The 11466-nt window shown below is 58.5% G+C and carries 6 protein-coding genes and 1 pseudogene; all 7 read right to left on the bottom strand.

Annotation, left to right across the window (positions count from 1 at the left end):
• A pseudogene (locus BHW66_RS02560) lies at positions 1 to 3813 on the bottom strand (hypothetical protein); the annotation flags it as partial.
• Between the two features lie 120 nt (positions 3814 to 3933).
• On the bottom strand, positions 3934 to 5622 hold the full coding sequence (locus tag BHW66_RS02555; protein ID WP_102758980.1) for a hypothetical protein: 1689 nt from the start codon (positions 5620 to 5622) through the stop codon (positions 3934 to 3936).
• A 29-nt stretch (positions 5623 to 5651) separates the two neighbouring features.
• Entirely contained in the window at positions 5652 to 6410 is a 759-nt protein-coding gene (locus BHW66_RS02550; RefSeq protein WP_172973306.1) for an alpha-1,2-fucosyltransferase, read from the bottom strand.
• A 23-nt stretch (positions 6411 to 6433) separates the two neighbouring features.
• Positions 6434 to 7477 carry a glycosyltransferase gene (locus BHW66_RS02545; RefSeq protein ID WP_046437646.1) on the bottom strand — a complete coding sequence of 348 codons (1044 nt, stop codon included), beginning with the start codon at positions 7475 to 7477 and terminating at the stop codon, positions 6434 to 6436.
• Between the two features lie 35 nt (positions 7478 to 7512).
• Positions 7513 to 8241: a hypothetical protein gene (locus BHW66_RS02540; protein WP_148038569.1), complete on the bottom strand. Its 729-nt coding sequence runs from the start codon at positions 8239 to 8241 to the stop codon at positions 7513 to 7515.
• A gap of 756 nt (positions 8242 to 8997) precedes the next feature.
• A complete protein-coding gene (locus BHW66_RS02535) occupies positions 8998 to 10188 on the bottom strand; it encodes a hypothetical protein (protein WP_046437640.1) in 1191 nt (396 codons plus the stop codon).
• Positions 10178 to 11224, bottom strand: coding sequence for a hypothetical protein (locus BHW66_RS02530; RefSeq protein ID WP_146020587.1), 1047 nt, complete (start codon positions 11222 to 11224; stop codon positions 10178 to 10180). Before BHW66_RS02530 ends, BHW66_RS02535 begins: the two co-directional genes overlap by 11 nt.
• Positions 11225 to 11466 lie beyond the last annotated feature (242 nt).

The following is an 11466-nucleotide window of genomic DNA, read 5'->3' as shown; positions in this document are numbered from 1 at the left end:
GCGGGCGTTTGTTTCCGTGGCAAGCCTGTTGAAGGCGTCCCAGGTTTTGTCCACGTGCGTTCCGTCGGCATACGTTTTGCGCGTTTCCAGCCCCGTGGCTTCGTCATAGCTCCAGGTGGTGGTGTCGCCGTCCGCGCGATCGGAGGGGTCCTCCGCGATGTCGCCTTCCTGCGCCGCGCGGAAGGTGGTCAGGCTCACCAGGCGGTCGGCCTCGTCATAGCCCAGGAGCAGGGGCTGCGTCCCCGTCCCCCATTCGGCCGTTTTCCGGCCTCTGGCGTCGTATCTGGCGCACACCGTATTTCCCAGCGCGTCCGTCACCACGGCGGCCAAGTCGTGGCAGGCGTCGTATTGCGTCACGGTTTCATTCCCGGCGGCGTCCGTCACGCTGACGGCCCGACCGGCCAGGTCAGTCCGGGTCGTCGTTGTGTTGCCGCGGCCATCCGTGCGGGTCAGGGTCATGCCCGAGGCCGTATAGGCGCGGGCGGCCGTCTCCGTGATGCCCGCGTGTTTTTTCTGCGAGAGCATCAGGCCGTCCGCTCTTTTCGTATTTTCAGCATACTCCGTCCATTCCGCCGAAGTCAAGCCGCGTTCGTCAACGATGACCGTTTTTGTTTCCAGAACCCCGGAGAGTTCGGAGATGAGTTCCTTCCGGGCGCTGGTCAACGGTTCTCCTTGTGCATTATAACGTATTTGCGTCGTGACCAGATAGACGCCGTCCTCCGCGTTTTCCACGCTGAAGGCATATTCCCGGATGGGGCTGTTGTCCGGTGCGGGCTGCTCCGCCAGGGCGAGCGTTTCCCTGGTCATGTTGCCGAAGGCGTCGTATTCGTAGAGCGTGGGCGCCATGGCGACGGCCCCCTCCTGCGTACCCGCATCCCTCCATGTGCGGATGAGGCGCCCCTGTGCATTATATTCGGAATGGTCATACAGGAACCCGGCCGTCGTGGGCGTCACTTGCAGGACGCTTTGTCCGAAGCCGTTGACCAGGGTCCGGGAGAGGAGAGTCGTCTGGTCGGCCAGGGTAACGGTTTCCCTCAGGCAGTTATCGCCGATGTCATAGACATGGTAGCGTTCGCGCTGTCCCGTGCCGTATTCATGGAGTACGGAGCCGTCGGGGTGACGTTCGGTGACGAGGGTGGCGCCGGAGGGCGTCGTGACGGTTTCCGTCAGGCCGTTTTCGCTGTAGGCTGTCGCCGTCACGCGGCCCAGCACATCGGTTTGTCTGACGATACGGCCGAGCCTGTCGTATTCCACGCTTTCCGTCGTGGTCATGGCTCCCCTGTCCCGACGCGTCTGCAGGGCGCGCCCGGCGGCGTCCCGGGTGTAGGTGGTGATGGTTTCCGGGGTAATGACCGTGTCTCCGTCGCTGATTTCCGAACGGATGGTTTCCACCAGCTGGTGGGCGCTGTTGTAGCCGTACGACGTCAGGATTCCGTCTTCGTCCGTTTCCGAGAGCTTGCCGCAGCACATCCAGGACGTGGCGCTGACGCGGCCGTTGCCCCGCGTGGTTTTCGTGCGGCGGCCTTCTTCATCGTATTCATGGGCGCCGCTTGAGAGCAGCAGCCAGTTTTCACCATCCCAGATGCTTTCCTGTTCAACAAGCACCGTGTCGTTGGCGGCAAGGAACGATTCCGTCTTGCGGCTCTGTCCGGCCGCCAGTTCGCCGCCGACCTTGGTAACGGCCGTCTTTTTGTGCGCGGCGCCGTGTTCCACGGCCGCCTCATAGTCATAGAAGGTTTCCACGCCGGCAATGTCCCGGGTGAATTTGGTTTGCCCGGCGGCATAGGGATAGGCGGCGGCTTCTCCATACGTTTCTTCCACGCTTGTCTGTTCCTGGCCGGAACCGGCGGCAGTCACGGTTTTGGTCACCCGTTCCATGAGGGGAGAGCGCTCATAGGCGTAAGCGGCGGCCGTCAGTTCGATTTCCGTGCCGTCGGACAGCACCCGGAATTCGGCGACACGCGCCGGACGGTTGTCGTAGAAGCGCAGGCCGGCGTATTCGGTCCGGGTTACCTGTTCTCCGCCGCCGGCCCAGGGTTCCGCCTCAAGCGTGACCCGACCTTCGCCGTCGTATTCATAGCGCGTGTAGCCGCCGTCCGGGCGGTTGATGCGGGAGACGCGGTACTGGCTGTTGTATTCGTAGGAGGTCGTCCGCGCCAGCGGCGTGTTGAAGGCTTCCGTTTCGCTTACCAGCAGCCAGCCGCCGTCCGTGTATTGCCTGACGCTGCGGTTGCAGGCGACCGGCTCGGCGTCGTTGATGCCCCTGACGGTTTCGATGCGTTCCGAGAGGCCTCCGTAGAGGCGGTTGGTTTCAATGGTGCGGATGATGGTGTCGTCCCCCTGGCCTTTGGCGATGCTGACTCTGCCGGGTTCTTCCGTACGGGTGATGGTGTGGGCCGGCAGTCCGCGCTGCTGGCGCGTGATGACGGTGGTCCGCACGCCGTTTTCTTCCGAGGACAGGTAGGAGGAGGTTTTATAGGGTTCTCCCGTTACTTCGTATGTTCCGTCGGCCAGAGCCGTGACGGCGGCGGGAGCGTACCATTCCAGGACGAGTTCTCCGTCCGCTCCGGTCCGGGTGCGCATCAGCCCCTCCGCGGCGCTGTAGCTGCTTACCAGGTTGCCCGCAGGATCATACGTATTGTTTACATTGCGGAAGTAGTCTTCCGCCAGGAGCACTTTGCCGGAGGCGGAGGTCATGGCGACCACGGCGCCGGTTTCCGCGGAGAAGCGGATTTTCTGCCCGTCCGCGTCCACCAGGGAAAGGTAGGCGGGGGCACCGGAAGAGGCAGGAGCCAGAGTTTCATCCAGCAGCTGCACCCTGAAGTCGCGCTTGCGGGAGATGCCCGCAGGCAGGGCCGTATCTGAACCGGCCTGCACGTTGAAGTAAAGCGCGGCGCCCACCGGAGGCACCACGGTGATGAGGCCGGACGTTTCGTCCAGATGGACGCGCCAGGCCCACGGGCTCACGTATTTCAGGCCGCCGCAGGCTTCCGCCGTTTCACGGGCGTTTTCCGCGGAACGGAGGCTGAAGGCCGCGGGAGACGGCGCCGAAGCCCCTCCCCTGGCCAGGAATTCGGCCTGGGACATGCAGATTTCCACGCCGGGGTCACCCGGCAGTTTTTCCGCCGCAATGGTGTATTCGTTGCCTTCCGCGTCCGTGCACGTACCGCAACGGCAGCAGATTTCCTTTTCCTCCGGCGGCACGTCCGAAGAGGAGCTGCTCGAGAGGGAGGAAGGAGGGGTGTCCGAACTGCTTGAACTGCTGCTGGAGTCCCCATGCGCGGTCACCGTCACGGAGTATCTGCACACGGACTGGTTGTATTCGTTGTGCGGCATGTCGATGTTCTGGTGCGTGACGGAGAGGGTGTACGTGCCTTCGGATAGTTCAAAGGAGCCTGATTTGGTCCATTCCTGGTGGCCTCCCAGTTTTCCGGGTTCATCGACGGCGGAGGTCAGGTCCAGCTCAAACGTGCCGCCCGGGCCGGAGATGGTCAGCTTGCCCCAGTCGTCCACCGTCAGGCTGGCCACGGCCGTGGCCCCTCCTTCCGGGACGCTGAAGGTGTCGTTGACGGGGGGCATGAAGACATCGGCTCCGGCTGACGTCTGAACGAAGTTGTCGGATTTTTCATAGATAACGGTATCCGCGCCGTAGGGCTGGATGGGGGTGGACATGGCATGGAGGGGCGCTGCGGCGCCCGGCTCTCCAGGCTGGCTGGCCGCCCCGGGAGGTCCGGCGGCGGGGTTGGTGTTCATCTTGTTGGCGGAACCCCTGTTCAACGAGGGGTCGTCGTTTGGTTGTTCGTTGGTATACATGGTGTGATGATTGTTGTTTTATTGCGGCGCGAAAGGCGCCGATTGGATTGGTTCATCTTCCTTCCCCGTGCCGCACCACGGCGGACGGATGGGAAGAACAGGGAATGGAGGCCATGCCCGTCAGGACACGGACTCCGGAAAAGGAAGCTGCCGGCTGCCGGCGGCAGGGGTCAGGGAGAACGGACCGCGGGAAAATCCGCTGCCGTTTTTTTCCAGAGCTTCCGGCGCCCAGTCATCCCAGAACAGCGTGAGAAGCCCGTCCTGCAGGACGTAGCGCCCGGCGCAGCCGCCGGCGCCGCGCATGAAACGGCCCCCGGCAAAAAACAGGAGTTCGTCCCTCCAATGGGGATGCACGGCGTCATAAACGGCCACCGGCTCATCATGGAAAAGGGCCTCAATGCCGTGCATCCTGCCCGGAGAGCACCAATGGGCGCTCACCTGGTCATTCAGGCGGTGGGGCGCCGGAGCATGGCTGAGGAAGAGGCGCGGCGTGGCATGGACGCGCGCGCCCAGTTCCCGCGCCAGCCGGCCGAAGATGACATCCTCCGCCCCGACGGCGGGAACCCGGCCGCCGTGCGCCACAATGCCCTCCACAAGCGCCCGGCTCATCAGGTAGCCCGCTCCGCCGCTGGGGAACCCCCTGTCCGCCAGGGACATGTCGCCCACAAGGTCATAGCGGCCGTCGCAGAGGCTTTCCAGGCGGTCAAGCGCCAGCCAGGTATCGTCGTCGCACTTGAAAAGCCAGTCAAAGTCATAATGTTCCAGGGCATATTGATAAAAGGCGAGCCCCTTGGCGGGCAGGTGCCTGTAATCGTCCTCCACCCAAAGGGCCACTACATCGGGCTCATTGGGCAAAGGAGTGCGCCGCCCCAGGAAAAATCTGCATTCCACACCCTCCTGAGGATGGGAAAGCCAGGTCTCCCGGCACGCCTTGCGGCGGTTCGCCGCGCCTGTGCAGCTGCAGATGCCCACCAGGATATTCACTTTTTTACGCGGCCCGGGGGCAGGCTTCCAGGCGTGGCCCGGCAGATGCCTGTCCAGCAGCTCGCCTGCCATGCTGCTGCGGCTCATATTTTCCCAGGCGTCCGGCTCCCGCCTGGCCATCTCTCCCCAGAGGTGGACGCACCAGGCATTGGACAATTCCGGCCCGGCAAGGCGTATGTTGCCGTTGTAGCAGTCGCGCCATCTCGTCCAGGGGACCGGATACATGTGGGAAGACGGAGCGGCCCGGTCAAACAGGCCGTAGTGGCGCAACGCGCGCGTCATCCCGGTGGGGCCGCAAAATCCCCATGGCACCTGGCGCCGGCGATCGGCGACATCCGGCACACGGCGGAGCAGTTCCTCCTTGGCCCGGACTTCTTCCGGAGAGTCCCAGGGAACGCGGAGCGCCGGCTCCTCAGCAAGGCGGCACAGGGTTGCGGGAACGGAATGACCGGGAGGAAAGGCCATGGCGCCTACGGCCACCACCTCCGCCCACTCCCTGCAGAACCAGAGAGGAGAGGCAGGAAGTTCATCACCCAGGCAGATGACGTCCATATCCACCCAGAAGCCGCCTTCCTGTGAAAGGAATTTCATGCGGAACCAATCGGAAAACGGTGCCAGGCTATTGTGGGAATCATGGAAAATCGCCTCCTCCGGGAGAATATCCCGCGCATCGCGCACAAGCGTTCCTGCGGGAATATTGTCGTAATTCCGGTAGCTGAAAAGCTGGAAAGCATGGCCATGGTCCAGGAACGATTTGATGCACAGAACGGACATCAGGGGAAGTTCCCCTCCCACCCAGAGGCTTGTAACGGTTCTCGTATTCATTGTTTTACGGGTATGGGTTCGTGGCGGAATTACAGTGTTACCCAATGGGGCAGGTAAATATCCCGGTAGTCTTCCACACCGCCGACAAACCAGTCGCGCGGAACGATGACCTTCCGGGTATTTCCCAGCCACGCGCCCCACCAGGAAAAGGAAGAACACGACATGACGAGTTCCTCCATCGCCGTCATGCGGCGGAGGGATTCGCACGGAGCGCCGCGGTCGATTTCCAGCGCAAAGCGTCCGAATGCCGGCACGCGCGCAAGCATCTCCGCCGCCTCGTCCGGCTCATCGCTGAACAGCACCAGACGGTTCTTCCCGGATGATAAATGCCCTGCGGCCCTCCGCAGGAAACCAGGGTCCAGAATGCGGTGCTTGTCACGGAGGCGCCTGTAGTCCCCAAGCCGGATGTGAATGCCAACGGCGCCGGGCTCCTTCTCCGCGGTGAGAGGCGCGAAAAGCGCCCGGATGAACGCTTCCTGCCCTTCAAAATACCGCGCGCTCTGGAAGTAGCCGCGAAGCCCGCCCGTCCGGATGCGGGAGGGAACCGGACAATAGGAAAAGGAAGGTTCCTGCCAGGATGGAGGTTCATTGGTGCCGCACGGCGTAGAAGGGAGCACCCAGCCGCCGAGCCGGGAGCGCAGCATCAGGGAAGCGTCATTGTAAGCCCAGGGCACCCGGCACTCCACCCCTACGGTACGGGCGTGGGCACAGGCGGCCGCCAGCGTGAACATGATGTTGCCCAGCCGCATGCCGGGCAGGAAACACGGGGAAACATATTTTTTATTCATAAGGCCGGTTTTCCGTTCCATGTTCATTCCGGGAGTCTTGCCATCGCCTCCAGCACTTCCTTCCAGCTCTCCAGGGAAACATCCAGCCCGCCCAGCTCCAGGCCGCGCGCCCGGGCCGCCTCCGCCATGTCGTCGCGAAGATTCGGTTCACAGGCCATTTTGGAAGCGTAGTAGATGAAATCCCTTTCGTTACTGCACAGCCATCCTGTTTTGCCGTGCTCCACCATCTGCCGCCACCCGCCCCGGTTGTCCACAATGAGCACGCTGCCGCTGGCCATCGCCTCAAAGCCGATGCGGGGCCAGTTCTCCGTCGTATCCGACGGCTGGAGGATGATCCGGCTGTGCCTGTAAAAATCCTGCTGGGAAACTTCCCTTTGATTGCGGGCAATCCGAATCCAGTCGAAGGGCCGGCCTATCTTGGCTTCGCTCCTCTTGTCAAAACCGAGGAAAAGGCCGCGCTTCTGCACGGGGGATACGAATGCGCCGTAGATATGCAGGGTGTTGGCCGCGAACTTGTCGGCATCCTGGCGGGAGATGCGCCCGCAGCCGAAGAAATCCTCATCGCGTTCCCGGATAAAGGGAAAGGATTCCGCATGGAAATAGGGCCTGAAGGTCAGGAACTGCACTTGCGGGTCGCCGTTGAGCTTGCGCAGCACGGGCATGGCTTCCTGGCGGACGGCTTCATTCTGATAGAGGAACATGGCGATTTCCCCCTTTTGCATGGCCTCCTTTTCCCTGGGGAAAAGCCACGTCATGCAGTTGATGAAAACTGTGCGTTTCGTATGCCTGCGTATTTCCGGCAAGGCGTTGAGGAAGCCAGCATTGCAGAAACCGAGCACGGGGTCGCCGGGTTGGACGGCCGACCAGTCCGCGGGGGCGTGCATGATGACGCCCAGGGAAACCATTTCGTTGTAAAGAGGCTCCCCGTGGTAATCCCAGGACGGGATGAGATGGACTTCCACGCCCATCTTGCGCCAGACAATGATCTGGTGGTGAAGTTCCGTTCCCGCTCCTCCGTAGAGGCTCGGGAACCCGTTGACGAATAATCTCTTGATTGGACTGCTCATGAGCACTGCTCTTCGTTGCGGAGGGTGAGTAAAATTTAACCGATGCTCCTGATGAAGGAGGAGAACTCCGGTGTACTGCGGCCCGCACTGCGCAGCGCGGGAATGAAAATGCCATTATGTTCCAGCCTTCTGAGCCTGGTAGTCAGCTTCCACTTGCCGGCGAACAATTCATTCCTCAGGGCAAATCTGGAAGCCGTGAGGATGTCGCGCCCCGCAAGGTAATAAGCCATGCCGCGCAGGGACCAGGCAGCCAGCCCGAAAGCCTCTCCTTCGTACTCTAGGGGAAAGGGATAATCCACGCCCTCCGGAGCCTTGAAAAGTGCCTGCACATGCAGAACGGGAGCGAAAGAAGGCCGGTTTCCCGGCTCTCTGCCGACCGTGCCGCCGGCGGCTCTTACTTCTTCCAGAGAATTGAAGACGGCCGGCTTCTCTACGGAATCAAAGGGGAGTTTTTCAATAAACTGCTTGCGCGCGGAAAGCACGGAAAGCTCCAGTGGAACGCTTCCGTCGGAAAGCACGACTTCCCTGTTAAGGATGATGCTGCCGGGGGAAAATATCCCGGAAAGGGCGCCTACGCTTTGAACAATGTTCAGGCGGGGAAGAACAATGTCGTTGTTCCTGATATCTCCGGTAACCGTGCCTACAGGAAACAGGGGTTCATGGGAGGGGCCTGCCGCGGCATCTGCCACGGGACAGGAAAGGGAATTTTCCGAACGCTGAGGCCGGGAACTGGAATTCACGCATGTTTTTGCTGTATTCATCATTTTGTTTTTCAAATGCTTACGGTTCTTGATAAAGTGAATAAACGGCTCTTCACGGAGCTGTCCCGGACAGGGCATGCGCCAGAAAAGAAAGAACGTTCATCTGCCTTCACTATGATTGCTTGCCGCGTTTCCGGAAATCTGCCGCCCATTTCTTAAAAAAATCAATGCCTCAACCAGCTCCCTTTCCTGCGGCTCCAGGGATTCCATTTTCCGCTCGAATTCTTCCCGGAACATCAGCCCGGAAAGGAAGTCCGAATGCTCGTCAGCGTCAATTTCCCGGCCATTTTCATATTCAAGCGGACGGGCTTCCCGCAGCAGTAGTCTCTTCTTCCGGTTCCTCTCGCGCAAATAGCGTTCCGGCTCAAAAACGGTTGCATTGCCCAGGTATGTTTTTATGCCGGCTCCCCCACTTTTCCGGTAACGGCGGCAAATTTCCCAGCATCGGATTCTGAACCGTTGGAGGACATCCAGATATTCTTCCTCAGGTATCTGAAACCCGATGGATTTTGCTTTTGATCGGAGGCGCTGAGCGAGATATAAGGCGTGGTTTTCCACGGTTTCCGACAATGTTGGTGATTGCTTTTCGTGCATATTCACCAACCCTGTGCGGACTTATCCAGCTAGCGAAAAATGCCCCACATCCGTATCATCATTATTATTTGAAATTCATATATTTATCAAAAGAAAGCGGCTAGCTGGACGAATAAGTTCATCCAGCTAGCCGCTCATGGGGAGGGTCTATAACCGCCTGCCCTCCTACCTGTGCCTTTCCGGCTTCCTTTCAAGCGAAAGCATCAGTTCCAAAGGACGGATATAAGATTTACAGGGAACTACCTGGAACCGGCGGTACATGCCCTGCCTTGACTTCTCCCTTTTCTTGGCAAACGGGTCCCTTTCCGCCAGCTGGGGCAGCCTTTCCACAAGAACTTTTCTCAAATCCGACCTGGCTTCCGCCTCATTCCCGATCCCGGCCCTTTTCAAAAGTTCCTTGTCCAAACAGGCTTTATCCGGATTCATTACGTACAAAAACAGCATCTTATAAGCCGGCTTCGTGGAATCCTGTCCCGCAGCCGCCCGTTGTCTGCTGAAAAAACGTTTTTCCTCCCGATAGGAAAACCTCATGAATTCCTTCACTTCCCTACCGCCCCGTGAACAGGAAAAAACTATTTCCCGCTCATCGGTCACGGAAATCCACAGATCCTCCCACATGGCTCCGGTTGGAAGACTTTCCCCCGTGCGCGCATGAACAGGCATGCCCTCCCTGAGCCACACCCAGGAATAGCCGTACGCCCAGGCAAATCCATCTTTCGTCGTCACCATGACGTCGGGAATGGAAACAACGATGCCTTGGTACTTCTCAACAATTGCAGCCTCCATGGCGGCAGTCCGCCAACGCTTCCCCATCACCAAGAGAAGAAAGGGCTTTCCCGGCTGTGCCTGCCGGATGACGCGCAGGCATCTGGAAACAAGCCGCTCATCAAAAGCAAAAGCAAAATAGGCGGTTACGGGAAAATCAAAAAGCCTGATCAGGCACTCCGGAATCAGCTCCGTTCCGCTGATTTCCCTCTCCGTCTTTCCGCAAGAACGGGCAATATTCAAAGCAATCTTCCTGAACACCAGGGCATGCACGAAAAGCTCGCTCCTCTCAACAGGCTCCCGGCAGCAGGGTTCCTTCAATACATAAAAACGCCTGCGGTCTTCTTCCCCGGGGTTCCCTCCGTACTCGTAGAAAGGCTCTTCTTCCGGAGGCAGAGCCACCACTTTCAAAGGATTGTCGATATCGTCGGGGTTGTAATAGTCACCGGATATTCCGGCAAGTTTACAGCCGCATACCCAGTGCCCCGGATAAAAATCCCCGCCCACCCTGGCTTTCCATATCCAATCGGGAGACTCCAGGCTCTCGCTTTCAATAATGATATCGAGGATATTGCCGTAATTAAGCTCCATGAATCCTGTTGTACAACTGGTCAAAACCGGCCTGTTCAAAATACATATCAATGAGCCTGTATTGCTCGCTTTCCAATTCCAGGCCATTGGAATCGGGAGTTAAAGAAACGGTTTTCGGGTCTCCTTCTTCAAACTCAAAATAAAAAAACGCCTTGTCCACATGGAACCCGCTGGGGACGACAATCAGGGGGCCGTCTTCATCGCCAAGCTCGGAAAGGCTTTTGTAAGTGCCTGTAAATCCCCTCATCAACACCTCTTTCTCCGTCCTCTTCCTTGCATGGAGAGGCCTGGACATGACAAGCTTATAAACAGCAACCCTTCGCAGACCCGGAATATTATTGAACACCTCAATGTCGGCGATGGACTTCTTATTAAACACGCTCAGGGTGTAGCGGTTCCTTAATTCCCAAATATCCGAGCCGAACAGCATGCGGCCAGCAATGACGGCATAGGCCCGCATCATCCATTGGATTCTGGCGCTGACCTGTAAATTGATGTACAGGCATTTCGAACTCCCCCTGTAGATGACAATGTCCGTATTCCCGGGAGTACGTATGCTGCTGACTATCTCTTTGGCCGACGTGTCAACCTCATCAACGGTTTCCTGATAATGCCCCCGTTTGATGGTAAACCAGTAATCAGAGGAAATCCGGTCACAGCTGATAACGCATACGTCAGTCATCCCCTTCTGCGACAAAATTCGGGACAGATATTGACGGCAGCCTTCTTTTTCCTTCTCCCTTTCTTTCTCCGTAATCATGGGAAAAGGAAGCGCATCTTTCATGGGGGGAAGAATACGATACGATTTCCTCTTTTTAATGGAATGCAATTCCTCAATCTGCCTGAGCAAGCTGATATTGCCGTCCAGAAAATGCAGAACGGCGAGTTCAATTCCATTGGAAAAATCTCTGTTGACGGAAACGCCCAACGATTCGGCGTATTCCCGCAAATCCGCAGTAGCTTCACCGGAACTGCACGTTTGCAAAAGGTGGAAAATACGGTAAATCCTGTCCGTCTCCTTTTTAAGGCCGTACATCCGGTAACAAATGCCGGAAATAATAGTTTGCCCGAGAGCCCTGCGGTATGCCTCCAGCTGTTGGCGGTCGGAAAAAGGTTCAGGAGGAATTACAGTAGGAAAACCAGTTACCTCTTTTCTGAGGTACGCTTCCAATTCCCTGAGATATTCATACCGGAGAAATGGTAGAAATCTGCGGATAATAAACGATGTTAAACGGTTATTCATAATGGCGTTGGTTGGCGCATTATGGTATCTTCATG

The sequence above is a fragment of the Akkermansia sp. 54_46 genome (assembly GCF_001917295.1).
Classification (GTDB): Bacteria; Verrucomicrobiota; Verrucomicrobiia; order Verrucomicrobiales; family Akkermansiaceae; genus Akkermansia; species Akkermansia muciniphila.
Note: the sequence above shows the minus strand (reverse complement) of the source record. Positions and strands in the feature narration are given on the sequence as shown.